At 72.5% G+C, this 21027-nt stretch carries 27 protein-coding genes; 11 read left to right on the top strand and 16 right to left on the bottom strand.

The window, feature by feature from the left end:
- Positions 1 to 311: 311 nt before the first annotated feature.
- From lepB to PKA89_RS12425, 3 genes are all read right to left on the bottom strand, one after another.
- Positions 312 to 821: a signal peptidase I gene (gene lepB / locus PKA89_RS12435; RefSeq protein ID WP_324419881.1), complete on the bottom strand. Its 510-nt coding sequence runs from the start codon at positions 819 to 821 to the stop codon at positions 312 to 314.
- Positions 822 to 842: 21 nt separating this feature from the next.
- Positions 843 to 1418 (bottom strand): DUF6448 family protein, encoded by a 576-nt coding sequence (locus PKA89_RS12430; protein ID WP_324419879.1) that lies wholly within the window; start codon positions 1416 to 1418, stop codon positions 843 to 845.
- A gap of 85 nt (positions 1419 to 1503) precedes the next feature.
- Positions 1504 to 2181, bottom strand: a complete 678-nt coding sequence (locus tag PKA89_RS12425; protein WP_324419877.1) for a Crp/Fnr family transcriptional regulator — start codon at positions 2179 to 2181, stop codon at positions 1504 to 1506.
- 435 nt (positions 2182 to 2616) lie between these two features.
- Between PKA89_RS12425 and PKA89_RS12420 the strand changes: the two genes are divergently transcribed.
- Entirely contained in the window at positions 2617 to 3075 is a 459-nt protein-coding gene (locus PKA89_RS12420) for a DUF4375 domain-containing protein (RefSeq protein WP_324419875.1), read from the top strand.
- A gap of 106 nt (positions 3076 to 3181) precedes the next feature.
- On the opposite strand, the gene PKA89_RS12415 is transcribed toward PKA89_RS12420, so the two are convergent.
- The 3 genes from PKA89_RS12415 to PKA89_RS12405 all read right to left on the bottom strand — a co-directional run bounded on the left by PKA89_RS12415 (position 3182) and on the right by PKA89_RS12405 (position 5782).
- A complete protein-coding gene (locus PKA89_RS12415) occupies positions 3182 to 3586 on the bottom strand; it encodes a hypothetical protein (RefSeq protein ID WP_324419873.1) in 405 nt (134 codons plus the stop codon).
- Positions 3583 to 4224, bottom strand: coding sequence for a nucleotidyltransferase domain-containing protein (locus PKA89_RS12410; protein ID WP_324419871.1), 642 nt, complete (start codon positions 4222 to 4224; stop codon positions 3583 to 3585). The genes PKA89_RS12415 and PKA89_RS12410 overlap by 4 nt, the downstream gene beginning before the upstream one ends.
- A gap of 163 nt (positions 4225 to 4387) precedes the next feature.
- The gene (locus tag PKA89_RS12405; protein ID WP_324419870.1) at positions 4388 to 5782 is read right to left on the bottom strand and encodes a hypothetical protein; all 1395 of its coding nucleotides are present in this window, start codon (positions 5780 to 5782) and stop codon (positions 4388 to 4390) included.
- 257 nt (positions 5783 to 6039) lie between these two features.
- Between PKA89_RS12405 and PKA89_RS12400 the strand changes: the two genes are divergently transcribed.
- Complete coding sequence (locus PKA89_RS12400; protein ID WP_324419868.1) at positions 6040 to 7374, top strand: hypothetical protein; 1335 nt, start codon at positions 6040 to 6042, stop codon at positions 7372 to 7374.
- 10 nt (positions 7375 to 7384) lie between these two features.
- Here the strand turns inward: PKA89_RS12400 and PKA89_RS12395 are convergent, their stop codons facing one another.
- Both PKA89_RS12395 and PKA89_RS12390 read right to left on the bottom strand, forming a co-directional pair.
- Entirely contained in the window at positions 7385 to 8134 is a 750-nt protein-coding gene (locus PKA89_RS12395; RefSeq protein WP_324419866.1) for a hypothetical protein, read from the bottom strand.
- 97 nt (positions 8135 to 8231) lie between these two features.
- Positions 8232 to 9062 carry a hypothetical protein gene (locus tag PKA89_RS12390; protein WP_324419864.1) on the bottom strand — a complete coding sequence of 277 codons (831 nt, stop codon included), beginning with the start codon at positions 9060 to 9062 and terminating at the stop codon, positions 8232 to 8234.
- An 87-nt stretch (positions 9063 to 9149) separates the two neighbouring features.
- Between PKA89_RS12390 and PKA89_RS12385 the strand changes: the two genes are divergently transcribed.
- Complete coding sequence (locus tag PKA89_RS12385) at positions 9150 to 9794, top strand: TetR/AcrR family transcriptional regulator (RefSeq protein ID WP_324419862.1); 645 nt, start codon at positions 9150 to 9152, stop codon at positions 9792 to 9794.
- A gap of 65 nt (positions 9795 to 9859) precedes the next feature.
- On the opposite strand, the gene PKA89_RS12380 is transcribed toward PKA89_RS12385, so the two are convergent.
- The 5 genes from PKA89_RS12380 to trxA form a co-directional block, all read right to left on the bottom strand.
- Complete coding sequence (locus PKA89_RS12380) at positions 9860 to 10021, bottom strand: hypothetical protein (RefSeq protein WP_324419860.1); 162 nt, start codon at positions 10019 to 10021, stop codon at positions 9860 to 9862.
- 61 nt (positions 10022 to 10082) lie between these two features.
- Positions 10083 to 10712 carry a methyltransferase domain-containing protein gene (locus PKA89_RS12375; protein WP_324419858.1) on the bottom strand — a complete coding sequence of 210 codons (630 nt, stop codon included), beginning with the start codon at positions 10710 to 10712 and terminating at the stop codon, positions 10083 to 10085.
- A complete protein-coding gene (locus PKA89_RS12370; protein ID WP_324419856.1) occupies positions 10712 to 10972 on the bottom strand; it encodes a metal-sensitive transcriptional regulator in 261 nt (86 codons plus the stop codon). Before PKA89_RS12370 ends, PKA89_RS12375 begins: the two co-directional genes overlap by 1 nt.
- Positions 10973 to 11068: 96 nt before the next feature.
- The gene (locus PKA89_RS12365; protein WP_324419854.1) at positions 11069 to 11389 is read right to left on the bottom strand and encodes a rhodanese-like domain-containing protein; all 321 of its coding nucleotides are present in this window, start codon (positions 11387 to 11389) and stop codon (positions 11069 to 11071) included.
- A 61-nt stretch (positions 11390 to 11450) separates the two neighbouring features.
- Positions 11451 to 11816: a thioredoxin gene (gene trxA, locus PKA89_RS12360; protein ID WP_324419852.1), complete on the bottom strand. Its 366-nt coding sequence runs from the start codon at positions 11814 to 11816 to the stop codon at positions 11451 to 11453.
- Positions 11817 to 11923: 107 nt separating this feature from the next.
- On the opposite strand from trxA, the gene PKA89_RS12355 reads away from it, so the two are divergent.
- A complete protein-coding gene (locus tag PKA89_RS12355; RefSeq protein ID WP_324419850.1) occupies positions 11924 to 13270 on the top strand; it encodes an MBL fold metallo-hydrolase in 1347 nt (448 codons plus the stop codon).
- A 98-nt stretch (positions 13271 to 13368) separates the two neighbouring features.
- Entirely contained in the window at positions 13369 to 14076 is a 708-nt protein-coding gene (locus PKA89_RS12350; RefSeq protein ID WP_324419848.1) for a DUF2202 domain-containing protein, read from the top strand.
- Between the two features lie 4 nt (positions 14077 to 14080).
- Here PKA89_RS12350 and PKA89_RS12345 read toward each other — a convergent pair whose 3' ends face one another.
- From PKA89_RS12345 to PKA89_RS12335, 3 genes are read right to left on the bottom strand one after another with little or no spacing between them, the layout of a single operon-like run.
- The gene (locus PKA89_RS12345) at positions 14081 to 14464 is read right to left on the bottom strand and encodes a NifB/NifX family molybdenum-iron cluster-binding protein (RefSeq protein ID WP_324419847.1); all 384 of its coding nucleotides are present in this window, start codon (positions 14462 to 14464) and stop codon (positions 14081 to 14083) included.
- A gap of 49 nt (positions 14465 to 14513) precedes the next feature.
- Positions 14514 to 15620: a HAMP domain-containing sensor histidine kinase gene (locus PKA89_RS12340; protein ID WP_324419845.1), complete on the bottom strand. Its 1107-nt coding sequence runs from the start codon at positions 15618 to 15620 to the stop codon at positions 14514 to 14516.
- A complete protein-coding gene (locus PKA89_RS12335) occupies positions 15617 to 16342 on the bottom strand; it encodes a response regulator transcription factor (protein ID WP_324419843.1) in 726 nt (241 codons plus the stop codon). Before PKA89_RS12335 ends, PKA89_RS12340 begins: the two co-directional genes overlap by 4 nt.
- Positions 16343 to 16414: 72 nt before the next feature.
- On the opposite strand from PKA89_RS12335, the gene PKA89_RS12330 reads away from it, so the two are divergent.
- The 6 genes from PKA89_RS12330 to PKA89_RS12305 all read left to right on the top strand — a co-directional run bounded on the left by PKA89_RS12330 (position 16415) and on the right by PKA89_RS12305 (position 21015).
- A complete protein-coding gene (locus PKA89_RS12330; RefSeq protein WP_324419841.1) occupies positions 16415 to 17401 on the top strand; it encodes a small ribosomal subunit Rsm22 family protein in 987 nt (328 codons plus the stop codon).
- 74 nt (positions 17402 to 17475) lie between these two features.
- Positions 17476 to 17754: an HU family DNA-binding protein gene (locus tag PKA89_RS12325; protein ID WP_204129686.1), complete on the top strand. Its 279-nt coding sequence runs from the start codon at positions 17476 to 17478 to the stop codon at positions 17752 to 17754.
- A 183-nt stretch (positions 17755 to 17937) separates the two neighbouring features.
- Positions 17938 to 18108, top strand: a complete 171-nt coding sequence (gene rpmG, locus PKA89_RS12320; protein ID WP_324419837.1) for a 50S ribosomal protein L33 — start codon at positions 17938 to 17940, stop codon at positions 18106 to 18108.
- Positions 18109 to 18244: 136 nt separating this feature from the next.
- Positions 18245 to 18766: a YbhB/YbcL family Raf kinase inhibitor-like protein gene (locus PKA89_RS12315; protein WP_324419883.1), complete on the top strand. Its 522-nt coding sequence runs from the start codon at positions 18245 to 18247 to the stop codon at positions 18764 to 18766.
- Between the two features lie 99 nt (positions 18767 to 18865).
- Positions 18866 to 20350 (top strand): gamma-aminobutyraldehyde dehydrogenase, encoded by a 1485-nt coding sequence (locus PKA89_RS12310; protein ID WP_324419835.1) that lies wholly within the window; start codon positions 18866 to 18868, stop codon positions 20348 to 20350.
- A 53-nt stretch (positions 20351 to 20403) separates the two neighbouring features.
- Positions 20404 to 21015 (top strand): lipocalin family protein, encoded by a 612-nt coding sequence (locus PKA89_RS12305; RefSeq protein ID WP_324419833.1) that lies wholly within the window; start codon positions 20404 to 20406, stop codon positions 21013 to 21015.
- The last annotated feature ends 12 nt before the right edge of the window (positions 21016 to 21027 follow it).

The raw sequence follows: 21027 nt of genomic DNA, 5'->3' as shown, positions 1-21027 counted from the left end.
CCATCGCATGTCCTGATGTCGGACCAGTCCCATGGGCGAGTGTGGCGATGCCCAAGATGACCCGAGTGCTCGCCCGCCGCAGCACCGGGCGGTCTCCTTCGAGCCACTGCAGACGCGTCCGCCGACGTGGTCGTAGATCAGCGCGTGGCCGGCTGCGTGGCCCCGCCGCCCTCGGCGTACCGGTCGGCGACAGCCCGACGCTTGGGCTCCTCGTGAGCCGCGACCGCGTGACGGCGTCGTCCTGGCGGTGGTGGGGTGCCGAGCTATGCGAAGCCCTGTGGGGCACGGCCCCCGACGTGCCCCACGGCTCGCTACCCACCGACCTTGGCTCGGCCGCCGACCGTCGGGAAGAGAGAGGGCGGCATCGAGGTCACCTGGGACACCGGTGCAGCGGGCGTGCGGACGGTGGAAGTGCGTCGACCCCACGCCCAGGCCGGCACAACATGACCGACGAGTTCGTGTCGCGGCACGAACGGACGCCGCCAGGACCGGCTGTCGCTGCTGGCGTCGCGGTTGTCGCCGAGCAGGAAGTAGTGGCCTTCCGGCACGTCGTACTCCGCGGTGAACACCGAGGGCGTCGCGTACGGCTCGGCCAGCGGACGGCCGTCGACGAGGACCTGGCCCAGCCGCAGGGCGAGGTGCTCCCCCGGCAGGCCGATGACGCGCTTGACCACGTGGCGCCCGACCTCGCTGGACGCGACGACGACCAGGTCGCCCCGGCGGACCGGGGTGGTCCGCCGGAGCCTCCTGGTCGGCACCAGCCGGCCGTCGCGCAGGGTGGGTGACATCGAGATCGAGTCGATGCGCGTCAGCCAGGCCATGGTGGGCTCCCCGTCAACGTCTCAGTGCGCGTGGGCGTGGTGGGCGTGCTGCTCGTCGTGGCCGTGGCCGTGGTCGTGGCCCTCGGCGTACTTGAAGAACGAGACGTACGCCTGCATGTACCGTCGCGCCGCGTCGAGGTCGTCGGGGTCGAAGTCGCGGAGGGAGACCGCTCGGTCGAAGCGGCGCTCCAGCTCCGCCCACCGCTCGTCGGCGACCAGCCCACGCAACGGGTCGATGCTGCGGCGCTCGATGGCCAGGTCGGCGGCGGCCACCTCGGGTGGGATGGGCGTCCAGGCCGGCTTGATCCCGTCGAACCCTGCCCCCTCGCCGGCCCGGTGGACGCGGACCAGGGTCTCGAGGAACCACCGGTCGGCCACCTCGGCTGCCTCACCGCCGGCAGCCCGGACGCGGCGGGCCTTGTCGTACGCCTCCCGCACCTCGGCCTCGCCGTCGGGGTGGACCCACTTGAGGGCAATGTTGACGTTGCCCTCCTCGAGGGCCCGGCGGCCGTCGACGACGGCGGGGCCGTCCTCGGTGTCGCAGTGCGCGGAGGCGGGGCGGACCAGCAGGTCGCGCAGGGTCTGGATGACGTTCATCTCGGTGTTCCTCTCGGCGGTCAGGTGGTGCTCGTCCTGATGGACCCACCGTCGCGCGGAACGGACCGGCGCGCCTTGACGCCGGTCAAGCCCCTCGGGCGCGGAGGTCGAGTGCGCCGGTATCGAGGATGTCGACGTGCGACCCCCGGACCCGGATGAGGCCGTCCGCCTCGAGCGCGGCCAGGCGCCGGCTCAGGGTCTCGGGCGAGCTGCCGAGGAAAGTCGCGACGTCCTTCTTGGCCAGCGGCAGCGTCACCGTCGCCGCCCCGTCGGGCCCCCAGGAGGCGGGCAGGTCCAGGAGGTACGCGGCCACCCGCGCCCCCACGTCCGCCAGGGTGCGGGCGGCCAGCATCCGCTCGGCGCCGGCCAGCCGCTCGGCCAGCGAGCGCATCATCGCCACGCCGATGTCGGGGTACTTCCTGATCAGCCCGCGCAGGGCGTCGTGGTCGATGACGCACACCCGGGACGGCTCGAGCGCCACGCAGTCCTGCTCGGGCCGGTCGCCGGTGAGGAACCACACCTCGCCCGCCACCTGCCCCGGCCCGAGGACCTGCAGGATCGTCTCCCGTCCCTCGGCCGTCGTCGTCGACAGCTTGACCCGGCCCTCGTGGACGACGAAGAGACGCGCCTGCCGCTCCCCGGCCCGCACCAGCGTGGCACCCCGCTCCACCGACACGGGGCGCGCGTACGCCGCGACCTCCTCCTGCTGCTCCCGGGTGAGCGGCTGGAAGATCGGGACGAGCGCGACGCAGGGCTCGCTCATGTCAGCAGTATCGACCGGGGTGCAACTCAGTCGGCAACGGCTCGATCAAGCCCGACATCGACTGGCCTTCACAGCGCACGAGCTTTGCAGGGGTGCGGGTTCCTTCGCCAGGTTCCACCACTCGATGTGGAGACAAGAGAGTTGGCGCCGTGCAAAAGAGCGGTGGCGTCGATCGATCGCTTGTCTGTCGCCCGCTACGCCCGACCGCGTCGCCGGATGCGGGAGGCGCCGAGCGAAGATGTGGACAGTTGGACAGCTGAGGACACGGCCCGTAGATGGGGCCAGCCAAGGACGTCACCCCGACGATCTTCAGGAGTCACACAATGCCCATAGCGTCAACGTCGATGTGCTGCACTCCACCGCCTGTCGACCGGCCGGATTGCGGCACGTGCGGATGTGCGGGCAGAGGCGATCCGGGACGGATAGCCTCCGTAAGTGGATATCTGGCAACTTTATGGGGCCTACGCGACGCCCGAGAGTCGTCGCCCTCTCAGTGACGAACAGCGGCAACTGCTCGCCGTGTGCGACCTTCGCCAAGAGGTGAACTCGGGAGGGTTCGACACTTACCTGCGCTTCTGGGGCGCAGACACGGCGCCCGATGCACTTGCGATCGTCGAGGGCGCTCTGGGTGAGCCCTGGCGACAGGGTCTGGTTGAGGCCTTGGACATCTTCGGTACTGCGAACCCTTCGACTGCCGATGAACGGGCGGAGGTGCTCGACGATGCCGCCGAGGCCGACGACATGCTGGGGATGCTCGATGAGCGCTTCTACGAACTGGAGGGCTCGCAGGACGCGGATGCCGCGCTGGGCCAACGTGCGGAAGCGCTCAGCCCGTGGCCGGACGCTGGCACACCAAGTCCAAAGCGCCGCCTTTGGGGTCGGAAGTCGGACTAGGCACCCGCCGATCTTCGGCACGAGGCGGACACCCGGACCTGCGTCTAACCGCCGCGAGTCGACCGGTCTCGCGACCTCTCGATCGATGTTCGGGTCGGAAGGGGGTTCAGCGCGCGTCTGCCTCGGCCAGCAGGGCGGCAGCCTGACGGACCATGGTCTTGGCCTTCTCGACCGTGATGAGGGCCGGTGAGTAGTGCGCGGCGTCCTTGTCGGCGAGCAGGCGCCGGAGCTTGCTGGGCAGGGTGGGGTCCCGTAGTGCAACGTCGCCGAGGAGCTCAACCGCCTGATGGTGGTCCTGGCCCCGGCTCCACTTGCCGAGGCTGAGCCCGCAGATGGCATCGGCTGCGGCGATGCCGGCCAGCACGGCCAGGGCGGCCGCGACGTGTGCCTCGCGGCGATCTTCGGTGAGGACGAGTTCGGCGACCTCGAGGAACGCGCGGGCCTGGTCGCGGCGGGCGCGGCACTCGGCCGGCGTGCACGCCACCACACGACCGGAGCGGCGGGGGGTCATCGCAGCTCCCGTAGCAGCTGGACGAGGCGTTCGCCGCAGACGGGGATGTCCTCGACGCGCCATGACTCGACCAGAGGGTCATCCTCGTGGGCCATCTGCCGCAGTGTGGCGGGGGTGAGGTCGACGATCTGGGCGGCGTTGCCGGTCCAGGCTCGGATGCCCCGGTCGAGGCCGTCGAGCTGGCTCAACCACACATCCTCGTCGAACTCGGCCGACGGCTCGGGCCGGACCAGCAGCACGTCGATGTCGCTGTCGGCGTTGGCGGCGCCCCGAGCGAAGGACCCGAACAGGCCGGCGTGAAGCGGCTCGACCCGCCAGCCGGCCACCTCCTGGCGGATCCTCTCGACGATCTCGTCCCTGACCCTGGTCAGCGCCTCGATGTGGGGCACGGCCACGTGGTCCCGGTTCAGGCGATACAGGGGGTAGCGGGCGGGGGTCGCGACGAGCACGACCCCCTGCCTGACCAGCCGCGCCAACACCTTCCGAACCCCCTCGTCGCTGCCGTGGCCGAGCCGACGGTGGATCTCGGCCGCGGTGCACTCAGCGGTCGTGGCCGCCAACACGTGCAACACCCCGGCATCGAGCGTGGGTGCGACGGTCGCGAGGGGGAATGAGAGGTCCACGCGACGATGATCCAACTATTTTTGGGATGAGTCAACAATAGTTGGAACGCCGCTTGAGTGCCAGCGCCCGCGAGACGCACCCGCCGACAGACCAGCGACTTGCCCCCTATCGCCGCGAACGAGGCAACACCGGACATTCCTGGCAGTTACGGGATGGCGATGCGAGGCGTTCCGCTCGTCATACCGGATCGGTGATGGGGGAGCTCTCGGCCGCCGACTCATTCTCGGCGGGACCGTCCTGTGACGAGTAGTCGGTCGACGAGAGGCTGGAAGGACGGACGGGCTCTCGTTCTTCGGTATTGCTCGGAGACTCGGGACGCAGCTTGGGCGGCGCGGCAGCCCACGTCTTGAGGTCCCCCAGGACGCTGGCATAGAACGTGTCGACTGCGGTGAGGACGGAGTCGATGAAGGCACCGCGCCCACGTCCACGCTTCGCTCCCAAGGGGCTGGTGAGGGCAACGCGGAAGGAGCGGATTTCCCGCGCGGGGTCGGTGACGAGAACGGCCGGGTTCTCTCGGACCACCTTCAGGAGCTCGGCGCTCGATGACCCCCTGGAGTGGGCAGTCATGCACTCGATGCGCGTGGAGTCGCTCGCGTTCTTCAGCTGGCGAGTGAGCCAGTTGACCCGAGTCGTGGGGCGACCTTCCCTCGGCGCGTCGATGTCCACGTGGCAGGTGACCTGCCCGGCGCGCAGGTCCGCCGTGATGACCAGGTGACCTGCCGTGTCCGGGATGCGGATCACGCCGGAGAGCTGGGACGAGGAAGCGAGCTGCTGCGTCAGCGCGCTCGCACGCAGGGTCGGGTCGGCCAGTTCCTTACGGGACAGGACCGGCACGACCTCGGTGCCCAGCCGGCGCCCGAGGCTGAGGCTGGCGAAGCGCAGGAGAGCATCAAACCGGGAGACGACCGTAGCGATGCCCTTGTCCGTGGCCCTGAGCGTCCCGGCCGCGACCGCGTCCCGCACGGCGGTCCAGGACTCGCCCATGTCGTCGAACTCCAGAGCGCCGCTGCGAGTGTGCTCGAGGTAGCGAATGAGCTCACCGAGGATCCACGCCTGATCAGGGTCCGCCACCCCGCGGAACTCCTTCTGCATGACCGCCTCGGCCAGGACCTGTGACCACGACAGGTGGTGCATCTCGACCTTGCGCAGCTTCCGCTTGTCGACCTTGGTGGGGTGCTGGCCCGCGACGGCGGGGATCTCGTTGCTGATCGTCAGGAGCGCGTCGAAGGCTTGGTCACGTGCCACGTCGAGGTAGTTCTCGAGCTGCTCCGCCACCAGGTCGTTGCTGCCGGTCTTGACCTCCACCAGCGCCGTCCACGACTTGGAGCCTCGAGAGACGCGGATCAAGCCGTCGGGGTAGACCTTCTTGTCCCACAGAATGAACGGCACCTCGATGTAGCACTCGACAGCACCAGCCGGCGCACCGAGCGGCTTGAGCAGTGCGCGGTTGAACTCCTTGACCGCGCTGAGCACCGCCAGCAGAGCTGACGTGGCTCGCCTCTCCTGCTCTTCAGCGCCATTGATGCCGGACGTTGGAATCAGACGTGCTTCGTGCCAGGCCTGCTCGACCATTCTTCGTCGCTCCCCGGTGTGACGGATGTGGTGTCCTGCACCGTACCTACATGACGTTGCCGACGTGCGGACCTTGCCGTAGAGGGATGCCGTAGGCACCGCGTGGCAGGACCATCCGGCGTTGGTGCTGCTCCTTTAGGTGGCATTCGACGCGGTGCAAGTCGTCGTCGGCTGACCGGTGCACTCTGGCTGGCCCATTCTCCGTTGGCGCACGCGCTGAGCACCTAGGGTGACGCTGACCAGAAGGGGAGCACTGGATGACTGACGGCGGGGTTGGGAAAGAAGCGGTACCCGAGCACGACGTGGACGACGTGACGCTGGCGAGTGATCTCGCCGGCGACGAAGCTGCGGCGGAGATCGCCGAGGCGGTCGATGGTCGGCGAGGCGTTGCTCGGCGGTACGTCCTGTGGCTGAGACGGCGCCACCCTGAGGCCACGCCGAGTGAGCTGATCGAGACCCTCGAACGGCACTATGTGACTGCGATCAGTGCTGCAGGAGCCGCGGTGACCGTGGGATCGATCGCTGTCACTGTGGGGATCGACCTGATCCCTGGCGGCGGAGCCGTCAAGACCAGTGGCAAGGCAGCCGCGAAGACCGCAACGAAGGTGGCTGCCAAGAAGGCGATGAAAGAGTCGCTCAAGGCCGCGAGCAAGAAGGCTGCGCTGAGCGCGGCAAAGCAGGGCGCGAAGAGGAGCGCCAGCCTCCTTCCCGCTGGTGACGCCAAGATCCAGTTCGAGATCACAGGGCTGTTCGGTCTCGCCGTCGCAGAGGTCCACGGTCTGGAGCTCGATGACCAACAGAGCCAAGCCTTGGTGTACGGCCTCGCGAACGGTCAGCTGAGCCAGGATCGAATTGCCGAGGTGGCCGCCACGGTGGCCGGAACCGACGAGGGGCCCCTCGGGTCCGTCGGCCAGGCCATCGCCCAAGGGCGAGACGACTGGGGGCACTGGGCCGACACCCTTGCCAGGTCTCTTCCCGGCGGACGAGCACAGGAGCTCGTGCGGGGCATGGAATTGGGCGCCTTGGACGACCTCCGTACCTCGATGAACGACGGTCAACGCAGCGTTGTCGAGTACGGGATGGGCGCCGCCGTCGGCGGCGTGACTCGCTTCGTGTTCGGTCGTCAGGTCGTGGAGTCCGCTCGCGAAGCCTTCTCAGAACCCCCCGACACATTCCCTCGGGCACTGCACGTCGATGCAGCGACAGATCCGGAGGAGAAGGACCGTAACCGCGCCTTTCTCGCTCTGGAAGAAGCGGCGAAGTCGGCCGGCAGCCGTATCGGGACGGGTGCGGCCGCCGTGGGCTCAGGAGCAGCGAGCGCAGCCGGGGCCGTCACGAAGCCGTTCCGCCACGTCGACCGGGACGGGGACGGGGTTCCCGATGAACCGCAGGCCGTCACAGGCCTCAAGAACGCGGCGTCCGCCGCCGGTCGACTGACTCGCCCCTTCCGGAGCGTCGATCTCGACGGCGACGGGATTGCTGACGAACGGCAGGCCATCACCGCGATCAAGGGTCTGCAGCGGTCGGTGCCGCGACCGCGACGCTCTCGTGACCAGGAAATCCTGGGAGACAGCCAGAAGACCGAGGAGTAGGAGTCCAGATTCAGCCGACGCGGGATGCCGCAGCTACGCGCATCGAGCTCGGTCCTGACCGAAGGAGGCGGAGGCCGGTCGCGATGAGCCAGATGAGCCAAAGGACCAAGCCGAGGAGGCCGACGAAGATCAGCGGGGAACCGTCGGCGACCGCGAGGTTGCCGACGCCCACGACGAGCATCAGGCCGCCACCGGTGAGCCCGAGGACGCGCTGCCACGGTCGGGTCAGCCCGCTCGCGTGCGTCGCGAGAGCCAGGCCGACCGCGGTGACGCCGAGCATCGGCAGGACGAACGCGAAGGCCGCCGCGTGGACGTGCCAGACGAGCTCGAACGCGCGCGACGCCTCGGTGAGGCCGTCGGCAGAGACCGCGAGCCCGACCTGCAGGACGTTGACGAGCACGAAGACCGCCGACGCCGCCGCTCCGGCCGCCACGGCGAGCCGCGACCACAGGGCGCCGGCTCCGCCGCGCCGCTCGACGATGCCGTGCAGGCCGGTCACGAGCACGAGCAGCAGCGGCAGGTACACGGCGACGATCCCGGCCGCGACGGCGACCGGGCCACGCTGGGCCGCGAAGTACCTCGCGACCTCGTCGATCGGGGTGTCGTAGCCCGGTGCTCCCGCTGCCGCGAGCACCACGTTCTCCGCCACCACGCCGACCGCAACGGCGATCGCGCTGGCGCCGACGAGACGGGCCCCGGCGGGCCGGCCGGAGGGGGCGGTTGGTTCCGCCGCGGGGAGGGTGCTCTGGGTGGACGACATGGTCGGGCTCCTTCGAGGGGTGGGGGGCAGCGCCCGGACGAGCGCAGGGTCGGATGGCGGCCGGTCACCGAGGACCGCCACGAGGGGGCGAGCGGGGTCAGCCGCCGAGCGAGGCCACGAGGGCGGGGACCGGGTGGAGCCAGGTGCTGGCGTTGGCGGCCGCCAGCAGGAGGAAGGCCGCGCCGGCCGCGCCGAACAGGCCGGCCCGCAGGAGCCACGTCGGCTGCGGCGACGGACCCGACCCGCGGACCCGCCACCGGCGCCACACCGCACCAAGGGCCAGGACGGTGAGCGCCACCCCGGTGACGGCCGCGAGCACCGCGAACACCGCGTGGTACCAGGTGAAGTCGCCGAGCAGCGCCCCGGCGACGCCGCCGACCGACGCCGGCGAACCGGCCTCGACGGCACCCCGCAGCTCGCCCAGCACACCGCCGACCTCGCCGGACCCGCCGGCCGGCAGGAACGACGCCACGGACGCGAAGGGCGCGGCCGCTCCCTGGAGGTTGGCGAGCAGCAGCGTCACCGCCGCGAGCAGCCAGACGACCGCCCCGGCGTACGCCGACCGCAGCAGCCACCGACGACCGCCGCGACCGGAGGCCTCCGCACGCCGGCGCACCGACGCCACGAGACCCACGAGGACGACGACGAGCAGGCCGGCGAGCACCGCCTTGACGACGTGGAACTCCCGCCACACCGTGGTCAGCTCGGCCAGCGCCGCCGAGTCGGCGACCGAGCCGGGCAGGTCGGCCCGCACGAACGCCGACTTGGTCGCCGCCACGAGCGACCCCTCCCCGCGGAACCCGCGCAGGGCCGCATAGCCAGCCGGGACGAGGAAGACCGCCGCGGTCAGGAGGACCGCCGACGGCAGGAGGCGACGACGCCTCGGCGCAGCAGCGCTCGGGGCAGAAGACGAGAGAGACGCGGTCACGGGAGGTCCTCCGATGCGGGTTCGACGACGTCGGACACGCTACTTTACGGCGTAAAGAAACGCACGCGTCGGCACGAGGAGTCAGGGATGGACCAGGGACAACCCGCAGGGCGGGGCTCCCTCACCGTCGAGCGCATCCTCGAGGAGGCGATGGCCCTCGCCGACGCCGACGGCCTCGCCGGGCTCTCGATGCGGGCCCTCGGCAAGCGGCTCGGCGTCGAGGGGATGGCCGTTTACCACCACGTCGCGAACAAGGAGGCCCTGCTCGACGCCCTCGTGGACGAAGTCTTCCGCGAGATCGCGCTCCCCGAGGGCGAGGACTGGCGCGACGGGCTGCGCACACGCTCGGTGTCGGAGCGCCACGTCCTGCGCCGGCACCCGTGGGCCATCGGGCTCGTCGAGTCGCGCACCGCGCCGGGCCCGGTGACGCTCGCCCACCAGGACCACGTGATCGGCTACCTGCGCGCCGGCGGCTTCGGCGTCCGCGCGGCGGCCCAGGTCCTCGCCTTCCTCGACGCCTACGTCTACGGCTTCGTCCTCCAGGAGGTCGCCTTCCCGAGCGACCCCACCCCGGTCGTCGACACCCTGCGCGAGCCCGAGGGATCGACCAACCCCTACCCGCACCTCGCGGCCGTCGTCACCGAGGTCGTCGACGCCGGGTACGACTTCGCCGAGGAGTTCGACGTCGGCCTCGAGCTGCTCCTCGACGGCATCGCCTCGCTCCGCGGCTGATCACCCACCCCCGGACACGACGACGCCGCGCCACCCGGCGGGGTGGCGCGGCGGTCAGCGGGACGTCAGCGGCCGAAGAGCTTCGAGAGGAAGCCGGTGCTGGGCTCGTTCTCGTGGCCCTGGCAGCGGTCGGCGGAGCGCACGCCCCGCATCACCTGGTCGACGTGCTGGCCGCAGCCGGCCCAGGTCGTCTTGCCGCACTTGCGGCAGCTCACGGCTCGGCACATGGGTGTCTACTCCTACGGGGAAGGGGTGGTGGGTCGCCGACCAGCATACCCCATGGGGTATCTAGGACTCCAGTCGCCGGAAGAGCACCACGGAGTCGAGGGCCGGGCGGTCGGCGCCGTCGACCGGCCGCTCGCGCAGCTCGGCCGAGACGACCTCGACCGGCAGGTCGGCGACCGCCGCGACGACGGCCTCGGGATCGTGGAGCACGGCGGCGTCCTGCGGCCCGCCGACGCCCTCGGCGAGGTTGCGCTCGGCGTGGCAGACGACGAGCACCGAGCCACCCGGCCGCGCGGCGGCCACCCCGTGGCGCAGCGCGACCCGCCAGTCGGCGTCGGGCAGCTGGAGGTAGGCGAAGAGGACGAGGTCGTACCCGCCGCCAGTGGTCGGCGCGGGAGCCGGGGCCAGGGCATCGGCGACGACGGCCCGGAACGGTCCGGCGCCGACACCCCCATCGAGCCGCTCGGCCGCGATGTCCTGCGCGCGCTCGACGGCGACCGGCGAGAAGTCGGCCGACGTGGCGTCCCATCCCTGCTCGGCGAGCCAGAGCGCGTTGCGCCCCTCACCGGCGGCGATGTCGAGGGCACGGCCGGGCGTCATCGGCCCGACCACCTCGGCGACGAACGCGTTCGGACCCACCGACCACACGAGGTCGGCACCGGCGTACCGGGCGTCCCAGGCGGCGGAGTCCATCAGGCGAGGGAGAGGAAGAGCTTCTCCATCGACTCGACGTCCATCGAGCCCTGCTGCGGGTCGGTGATGCACTGCCGCAGGCCGAGCGCGATGACGGCGAAGCCGGCGCGGTCGAGGGCCTTGGAGACGGCCGCGAGCTGCGTGACGATGTCCTGGCAGTCGCGCCCGTCCTCGATCATCTTGAGGATGCCGCCGATCTGGCCCTGGGCGCGCTTGAGCCGCTTGACGACGGCCTGCATCTCGGTGGGGTCGAGCTCCATGCTGGCTCCTCGGGCGATCGTGGACAAGGACTCGATGGTACCCGGGGCGGTACCCGCCACGGGGCCGGTCGAAGCAGGCATCGGAACTCCTTCGGGTCAGGCTGCGACGGTGCCGGTGACGACCGGGTGGCCGGCGGCGATCCAGGCGGACGTGCCTCCGTCGACGCTCACGGCGTCGTAGCCGAGACCGTTCAGGAGGTCGGTGACGGCGCGGCTGCGGTTGCCGGTCGCGCAGATCACGTGGACGGGACGGTCCTTCGGGATGGACCCGAGGACGGTGGTGACCCGGGAGAGCGGCGCGAGCACGGCCCCGGGCACGTGGCCCTGGACGTACTCGCCGGGCTCCCGGACGTCGAGGACGAAGGCGCCGTCGCGGTGGCGGGCGGCGAGGGTGCGGATGTCGGTGGTGCGCGTCATGCGGTAACTATACCCCAGGGGGTATGCCCTCCGTCAATCGCGCACCACCACCGCCCGGGCCTCAGCCCGCGGTCTGCGCCGCGACCTGGGCGCGGACCTCGTCCATGTCGAGGCCCTTGATGCCCTCGACGACCTGCTCGAGCGCGGCGGGCGGGAGGGCGCCGGCCTGGCGGAAGACGAGGATGCCGTCGCGGAAGCCCATGAGCGTCGGGATCGAGGTGATCTGCGCGGCGCCGGCGAGCGCCTGCTCGGCCTCGGTGTCGACCTTGCCGAAGGTGACGTCGGCGTGGGTCTCGCTCGACTTCTCGTAGGTGGGCGCGAACTGGCGGCACGGACCGCACCAGGAGGCCCACCAGTCGACGAGGACGATGTCGCTCTCGGTGATGGTCTTCTCGAAGGTCTCGGCCGTGAGGTCCACGGTGGCCATGTCAGCTCCTTGGAATGCTCGGGAGATTCTCTGTGCTTACGGATGGGAACAGGATACCCCTCTGGGTATATTCCGGACACCACCCGATCAGGAGGAGAACACCCACGATGGTCGAGATCATCCCCCTTGACACCCCCTCGCTCGGCGACCGCAGCTATCTCGCGCACGACGGGGAGACCGCCCTCGTCGTCGACCCGCAGCGCGACTACGACCGGGTCCTGCAGCTGGCCGAGGACGCCGGCGTGCGCATCACCCACGTCCTCGAGACGCACATCCACAACGACTACGTCACCGGCGGACTCGCCCTCGCCGAGGAGGTGGGCGCCGCCTACCACGTCAACGCCGAGGACCCGGTGGCCTACGACCGCGTCCCGACCCGCAGCGGCGACGTCATCGAGGTGTCGCCGTCGATGACCCTCACCGCCATCGCCACCCCGGGGCACACCTTCACCCACCTGTCCTACGCGCTCTCCTCCCACGGCGAGGACCTCGGCGTCTTCACCGGTGGCTCGCTCCTCTTCGGCTCGACCGGGCGTCCGGACCTCCTCGGCCCCGAGCACACCGATGCGCTGGCTCGCGCGCAGTACGCCTCGGCCCACCGGGTGGCCGGCGCGGTGGCCGACGACGCAGCGGTCTTCCCCACGCACGGCTTCGGCAGCTTCTGCTCGGCGACCCAGTCCGACGCGACCGCGTCGACGATCGGCCGCGAGAAGCGCGAGAACCCCGTCCTCACCCAGGGGGAGGAGGAGTGGGTCCGCGACCTTCTCGACGGCCTCGACGTCCACCCCGCCTACTACGCGCACATGGGTCCGGCGAACCTCGCCGGGCCGGACGCGCCCGACCTCGCTGCTCCCGAGCCGGTCGACACCCGGGCGCTGCGCACGCGCATCGAGCGCGGAGAGTGGGTGGTCGACCTGCGGACGGGGACGGCCTTCGCCGCCGGCCACGTCCCCGGCACGTTCAACATCGGCGTCGAGGGCCAGTTCTCGACCTATGTCGGGTGGCTCAAGCCCTGGGGCGCGGACCTCACCCTGCTCGGCGAGACCGCCGAGCAGGTGGCCCGGGCCCAGCGCGAGCTGGTGCGGATCGGCATCGACCAGCTCGCCGGCAGTGCGACGGGCCAGCCGGCGGACTGGACCGACGGTGAGCTCGGCTCGTTCCCGGTGGCCACCTTCGCCGACCTCGAACAGGTGCGCCACCACCGCCCCGTCACCGTCGTCGACGTCCGCCGGGCCCGCGAGTACGAGGCGGGGCACATCCCGGACGCCGTGAACATCCCCGTCCACGAGGTCCTCGACCGCGCCGACGAGGCGCCCGAGGGCGAGCTGTGGGTGCACTGCGCCGGGGGGTACCGGGCCATGGTCGCGGGGAGCATCCTCGCCGCCAGGGGCCGCCGGGTGGTGGTCGTCGACGACTCGTTCGACAGGGCCGGGGAGGTCGGCCTCCTGGGCTGAGCCCACCTTCACGGAGGCTTCACACGCGCCACACCGGGCCCTTCACGCTCGTGCCGTTCTCTGGTCGTAGGCATCCACCACGACACGAGGAGCACACGATGAACCGCACGATCCGCACCACCGCCGCAACGCTCGGGGCCGGCGCCCTCCTCGCCGGCGGGCTCGCCGCGGGCCAGGCCTTCGGCGTCCAGCTGCCCGGAGCCGCTCCCGCCGCTGCCTCGAGCGCGGCCACCACCACGACGCCCGCCGTCACCGCCGCCCTGCGCTTTGCGAGCGACGAGGAGCGGATGGCCCGCGACCTCTACGCCGCCATCGCCGACCGCTACGACGGGGCCCTCCCCTTCAGCCGGATCACGACGAGCGAGCAGCGCCACCTCGAGGCCGTCACCGCCCTCCTGGCGCGCTACGGCATCGCCGACCCGAGCGCCGGCAAGGCCGCCGGCAGCTACGCGGACCCGACGGTGCAGAAGCTCCACGACGCGTGGTGGACCCAGGCGCAGCGCTCGCTCGACGACGCCTACGACGTGGGCGTCGCGCTCGAGCAGCGCGACATCGCCGACCTCGAGAAGACCATCGCCGGAGACCTCCCGAGCGACGTCGACGCCGTCCTGACCACCCTGCTGCGCGCGTCGCAGATGCACCTGCGGGCGTTCACGGCCGCGGCGAACGGCGAGACCGTCACCGGCGGCGGGATGATGGGCGGCCGCTGGTCCACCGACGGCACGCCCGGTCAGGGCCGCGGCGGGATGATGGGCCGCTGGGGCAACGGGCCCGGCCCGGCGGACTGCCCGCTGCTCGACGACTGACGGGTCAGGAGGCGCGCGAGGCGGCTGCCACGGCAGCCGCCTCCGCGTCGTCCGGGGCCCCGAGGAGCACCGCGACCCCGAGCTTCCCGAGCGTGTGCTCCATCCCGGCACCCATGTGGCCGGCCGCGACGGCGCGGACGCCGTGGGTGCGCAGGTAGCGCACGACCCGCGCGTGGTGGGCCCCCGACCCGCCCTCGTCGTGGGCGACGTCCCAGCGGACCTCCTCCTCGGTCCAGCCGGTGACCTCGCCGTTCCGGACGGTCGCCAGCGCCACGGTGTGCGCCCGCCCCCAGGCGGGACCGAGCCGGCGGCCGGGCGCGACGGGGAGGCAGACGACGACCTCCTCGGCCACGGCGTCGGTGGGCTGCTCGGCAGGGCGCTCGGTCACGGGATCCTCCTCGCTGTCGGTGTGGTCACGATACCCATGGGCGTATCCGTCAGGAGGCGGGCCGGTCGGTCGGCAGCCGGAGGACGAAGCGGGCCCCGCGGCCCGGGCCGTCCGAGGCGGCGGTCAGCTCACCACCGTGCGCGCGGGCGATGCCCCGCGCGACGGTGAGCCCGATGCCGGACCCGGTGTCGGCACCCTCGCGACGCCGGCCGGCCACCCGGTAGAAGCGCTCGAAGACGCGCTCGAGGTCGTCGGCGGCCAGGCCCTCGCCGGTGTCGGCCACCGTGACGACGGCCGCGCCGGCCTCTGGCGCCACCCGCACCTCGACCCGGCCCCCCGGTGGCGTGGCCCGCACCGCGTTGCCGACGAGGTTGGTGACGACCTGGGCGACGCGGTCGGGGTCGACGACCGCCTCGACCGGCCCGGTGGCGGTCACCACGAGCTCGAGCCCGGAGTCCTCGGCCTGCGGGCGCAGCCGCTCGGCGGCGGCGGTCACGACGGCCGCGAGGTCGGCCCGTCGCGGCTGGAGCGCGAGCCGACCCTCCTCGGCCCGGGAGAGCGCCGAGAGGTCGTCGGCGAGCCGCCGCAGCCGGCGCACCTCGTCCGAGACCTTGCCCAGCTCCTCCGGACCGGTCGGCAGGACGCCGTCGATCATCCCCTCGACGTAGCCGTCGACCACGGTGAGCGGCGTGCGCATCTCGTGCGCGACCTCGCCGAGCAGCCGGGTGCGGCGGGCCTCGGTCTCGGCGAGCGCGCGGCCGAGGGTGTTGACGTCGTCGGCGAGCGCGGCGAGCTCGGTCTCGTGCGGCGGCTCGACCCGCACGTCGTAGCGGCCCGCGGCGATGAGCCGGGTCGTCTCACCGACCCGCTGCAACGGGCGGACGAGGCGGGCCGCGGCGAGCACCCCGAAGCCGGCGGCCGCGACCACCCCGACGCGCAGGCCGATGCCGATCGCCTCGGTGCGCCCGGCGACGACCTGGGTGCCCACCTCCTGCTTGGTGCCGAAGCCCGGACCGCGGCCCATCATCTGGCCCATCCCGGTCGAGCGGTCGAAGATGACCGGCGTCAGCGCGCGGACGACGACGACCGTCGCGAGGCCGCCGAGCAGCGCGACGACGAGGTGGCTGAGGACGAGGCGGACGGCGACGCGGTTCACGGCTCCCCCTGGGGGCGTGGCAGGAACTTGTACCCGACGCCGCGGACCGTCCCGATGAGCCGCGGGTCGGTGGCGTCGTCGCCGAGGGCGCGGCGCATGCTGCGGACGTGGACGTCGACGACCCGGGCGTCCCCGTAGAAGTCGTAGCCCCAGACCTCCTCGAGCAGCTGGGCCCGACTGAACACTCGTCCGGGAGAGGCGGCGAGCGCGTGCAGGAGGTCGAACTCGAGCGCGGAGAGCCGCACCTCGCGCCCACCGACCCGCAGCTCGCGACGTGCCGGGTCGATCTCGAGGCCGTCGAAGCGCAGCACCCCGTCGTCCGGCTGGCCCGCGCCCGGCGCTGCTGCGTCGCGGGTGCGGCGCAGGACGGTGCGCACCCGCGCGACGACCTCGCGGGGGCTGAACGGCTTGGTGACGTAGTCGTCGGCGCCGGTGGCGAGGCCGACGAGGGTGTCGGCCTCCTCGGCCCGCGCGGTGACGAGGATGACGTAGACGTCGGAGTCGCGGCGCAGGGTGCGCAGCACGTCGAGCCCGTCGAGGTCGGGCAGGCCGATGTCGAGGAGGACGAGGTCGGGGGCGCTGCCGTCGGTGGCGAGCGCGCGGCGCAGGGCCTCGGCCCCGGTCGCGGCCTCGGTGACGAGGTGCCCCTCGGCCTCGAGGTAGGCGCGCAGCACCGTGCGGATCTCCTGCTCGTCGTCGACGACGAGGACGCGTCCGGCCATCCGACCTCCTGGAGCGACCGCGCGCCCGGAGCGAGTGCGCGGCGCCTGACCCCAGCGTAGGAGGATGCGGGCATGCCCCTGACGCTGACCCGCGCCCTCGAGGCCGTGCTCGACGGCGAGGACGCCGAGGCGCTGCGGCGGGCCACCGCGCGGCTCATCGAGGTGTACCGGTCCGGAGCGCCGCCGTCGGCGCAGGTGCTGCGCGACCCGGTCTCCGCGGCGGCCTACGCGGCCTACCGGATGCCGGCCACGCACGCGGCCGTGTCGCGGGTGCTGCGGTACGCGGCCGAGGTGGTGCCGGGGCTCGCGCCCCGGTCGCTCGTCGACGTCGGCGGGGGAACCGGTGCGGCGGCGTGGGCGGTGGCCGAGGCCTTTCCGGGGCTGGGGTCCGTCGAGGTGCTCGACGGGTCGGCGGATGCCCTGGCGCTGGGGGCGCGGATCGCCCGGAACGGGCCGTCCGTGCTAGCCGGGGCGCGGTGGACGCGGCGCGACCTGGCCGCGAATGCGCCTCTGCCGCAGGCTGACCTGGCGACCGTCAGCTACGTCCTCGGCGAGCTTCCGGACGACCTGGGCGGGCGGGTGGTGGACGCCGCGATGGCGGCCGCGGGCGTCGTGGTGGTGGTCGAGCCCGGGACGCCGCGGGGCTTCGCCGCGGTGCACGCCGCCCGCGAGCAGCTGCTGGCCGCCGGGTGGCACCTCGTGGCCCCGTGCCCGCACGAGGACGCCTGCCCGCTCGCCGCCGCCGGCGACTGGTGCCACGTCGGGGTGCGGCTCGACCGCACCGCGCTGCACCGCCGGCTCAAGGGGGCATCCCTCGGTCACGAGGACGAGAAGGTGTCGTACGTCGTCGCCCGGCGGGAGCCCGCCGCGCTGCCCGAGGGGCGCGTGCTGCGGCATCCGGTGACCCGCAAGGGGATGGTCCGGCTCGAGGTCTGCCGGGCCGACGGGAACGCCGCCGCCGAGGTCGTCAGCAAGCGTCAAGGCCCGCGGTACCGGGCCGCGCGCCACGCCGGGTGGGGGGACCGGTGGCCGATCGGGGGAACCGACCCGGCAGACTGACCGTTGACGCCGCTGGACAGGATCCGGCGGTAGCGTCGGGATTTCAGCACCACTAGACAACCAGGAAAGGTCCCATGTCGACCAAGAAGGACATCGCCCAGGCCGTCGCCCAGCGCACGGACGTCTCCGCGTCCGCCGCGGAGGAGATCATCAACGCGGCGCTCGACGTCGTCGGTGAGCACCTCGCCAAGGGGGAGGACGTCAAGCTCGCCGGGTTCGGCAGCTTCGAGACCCGCGAGCGCGCCGCGCGCACCGGCCGCAACCCGCAGACCGGCGAGGAGATCCAGATCGCCGCGTCGACGTCGGTCGGCTTCAAGGCCGCCGCGCAGCTCAAGCGCGCCGTCAACGGCTGACGCAGCAGCACACTGCGCCACGGGGCGCCGACCACCACGGTCGGCGCCCCGTGCGCGTGTCCGGGGGGCTGCGGGCGCGCGGCGCCGGCGGAATATCTTGAGAACGGTTCTCATTGAATGGGGTGCGGCCGGACCCCCACCGGTCGCGACCACCGCACCGCTCTCGAAGGAGTGAGGCCACCCATGGCGAAGACCTCCGCCACCGCCCGCCCGACGATCACCCTGCGCTCGAGCGCCGGGACCGGGACGAGCTACGTCACCGAGAAGAGCCGCCGCAACGACCCGGACCGCCTCGTCCTGCGCAAGTACGACCGCGCCGTCCGCCAGCACGTCGAGTTCCGCGAGACCCGCTGACGCCCACTTATTGCGAATCACCCACCTGGAAGGCACCCTCAGGGCGCCGAAAAGGTGGGTGATTCGCAATAAGTCGGGGTGCGGCGGGGTTGGCCGAAGGGACGGAGATCCCCCGACGAGTCAGGAGAGCACCCGCATCAGCCTCGAGCGTCCCACCGCCCCGAACCCGTACGACCTGCTGCCGGCGGTCCCCTCGTTCACCGTGACGAGCGAGGACGTCACCGACGGCGCACCCCTGGCCGACGCCCAGGTCGCCGACGGCGGCAACACCTCGCCGCAGCTGTCCTGGAGCGGCGCCCCCGAGGGCACGCAGAGCTACGTCGTGACGATGTTCGACCCGGACGCGCCGACCCCGTCGGGCTTCTGGCACTGGGTGCTCGTCGACCTCCCGGCCGACGTCACCTCGCTGCCGGCCGGCGCCGCGTCGGGTGAGCTGCCGGGCAACGCCTTCCACGTGCGCAACGACGGCGGCGAGCGCGGGTTCGCCGGCGCCGCCCCGCCCGAGGGCGACGTGCCGCACCGCTACTACCTCGTCGTCCACGCGGTCTCCGAGCCGAGCCTCGGGGTCGACGCGGACGCCTCGCCCGCCGCCGTCTCCTTCGCCCTGGCCTTCAAGACCCTCGGCCGGGCGATCATCCACGGGACCTACCAGCACTGATGGCGGCAGCCGTCGCGACCACGCGCGACGGATTCCGTCGTCTCACGGCACCCCTGCTGCCCTTTCCGGCAGTGGGGGTGCCGCCGTATGCTCGCCGGCATGCACCAGTACATCGGCGGTGAGCGCCGGGCCGGAAGCACCGGCGAGAGCTTCGACGTCCTCGACCCCAGCACCGACGAGGTGCTCGAGTCCGTCACCCTCGCGGGCCCGGACGACGTCGACACCGCGGTCGCCTCCGCGAAGGCCGCGTACGCCGAGTGGTCGCGGGCCACGCCGGTCGAGCGCGCCGCCGTCCTCACCAGGGCCGCCGCGCTCCTCGACGAGCGCGCCGAGGAGCTCGCGCAGCTCGAGTCCCGCCAGGCCGGCAAGCCGATCCGCCTGGCCCGCGAGTTCGACGTGCCCGGCACGGTCGACAACACCGCGTTCTTCGGCGCCGCCGCCCGCCGGCTCGACGGGATGGCCAGCGGCGAGTACTCCGGCGACCACACCTCGTCCATCCGCCGCGAGCCGATCGGCGTCGTCGGCTCGATCGCGCCGTGGAACTACCCGCTGCAGATGGCGGCCTGGAAGGTGCTGCCGGCCATCGCCGCGGGCAACACGATCGTCCTCAAGCCGGCCGAGATCACCCCGCTCACCGCGCTGCCGTTCGCCGAGGCGTTCACCGAGGCCGGCGCCCCGCCCGGCGTCGTCAACGTCGTCACCGGCACCGGCCCGGTCGCCGGCGAGCACCTCGTCGCCCACCGCGACGTCGCGATGACCTCGTTCACCGGCTCGACCGCCGTCGGCCGCCGCGTGATGGCCACCGCCGCGGCCACCGGCAAGCGCGTCCACCTCGAGCTCGGCGGCAAGGCACCGTTGGTCGTCTTCGACGACGCCGACCTCGAGGCGGCCGTCCACGGCGCCGTCGCCGCGAACCTCATCAACGCCGGCCAGGACTGCACGGCGGCGGCCCGAGCCATCGTCCACCGGTCCGTGTACGACGAGTTCGTCCGGGGGGTCGCCGACCTCTACGCCGAGGTCCGGATGGGCCCGACGGCGGACCCCGCGACCGACCTGGGCCCGCTCTCGTCGCGCGCCCACCTCGCCAAGGTCGCCGGGATGGTCGACCGCGCCCGCGCGTACGCGAAGGTCGTCTGCGGCGGCGCCCCGCCCACCGGCGAGCTGGCCCGCGGGTGCTACCTCGAGCCGGCCGTCGTCACCGACGTGCCGCTCGACTCCGAGATCTGGCGCGACGAGGTCTTCGGCCCGGTGCTCGTCGTCGTGCCGTTCGACGACGACGACAAGGCCATCCGGCTCGCCAACGACACCGAGTTCGGGCTCGCCGCCAGCGCCTGGACCCGCGACACCTACCGCGCCGGCCGGGCCTCCCGCGAGATCGAGGCCGGCTGCGTCTGGGTCAACGACCACATCCCGATCATCAGCGAGATGCCGCACGGCGGCTACAAGTCCTCCGGCTTCGGCAAGGACATGTCGGCGTACTCCTTCGACGAGTACACGAACGTCAAGCACGTGATGCACGACATCACCGGGGTGGCGCACAAGCCGTGGCACCGCACGATCTTCACGCTGCCCGGGCAGGGATGAGCGCGCCGGTCACGGGTGCGCCCCGGCCGCGGACCCTCGCCTACCGTGAGGGGATGACCGACCTGCTGCCCGGCAACCCGCTGCGCACGGTGGTCGAGGTCGTGCGGCGCGGTGCCGACCTCGTCCGCGGTGTCGTCGGGCGCACCGACCATCCCCCGCTGCCCACGGTCGAGCACGTCGACGTCGCGCGGTACGCGGGGCGCTGGTATGAGCTCGCCCGGCTGCCGGTGCTCTTCCAGCCGGACGCGAGCGTCGCCATCGCCGAGTACGGCCTGCGCGATAACGGGACGGTCAGCGTGCGCAACACCGCCTGCCGCGGAACGGATCCCGAGCGGAGCATCGACGGCTCGGCCACGCCGGCCGCCGGGGCCGAGGAGAGCAACGCCCGGCTCCGGGTGCGCTTCGGCGGGGTCGCCCGGCTCGTCCCCACGCCGGTCGAGGGCAACTACTGGGTGATGCGCCTCGCCCCCGACTACTCGGCCGCGCTCGTCGGCACCCCGGACCGCTCGTCCCTCTGGCTGCTCGGCCGTCGGCCCTCGGACTGGGGGACACCGGTCGTCGAGGAGTACCTCGCCTGGGCCGAGGAGCAGGGCTTCGACCTCGACCCGCTGCTCGTCGCCGACTGGTCCGCCCGCACGACCCGCCCGTACCGCCCCGCCGCCTGACCGCCTGACCGC

The organism is Phycicoccus sp., assembly GCF_035325325.1.
In the GTDB taxonomy this organism is placed as follows: domain Bacteria; phylum Actinomycetota; class Actinomycetes; order Actinomycetales; family Dermatophilaceae; genus Phycicoccus.
Note: the sequence above shows the minus strand (reverse complement) of the source record. Positions and strands in the feature narration are given on the sequence as shown.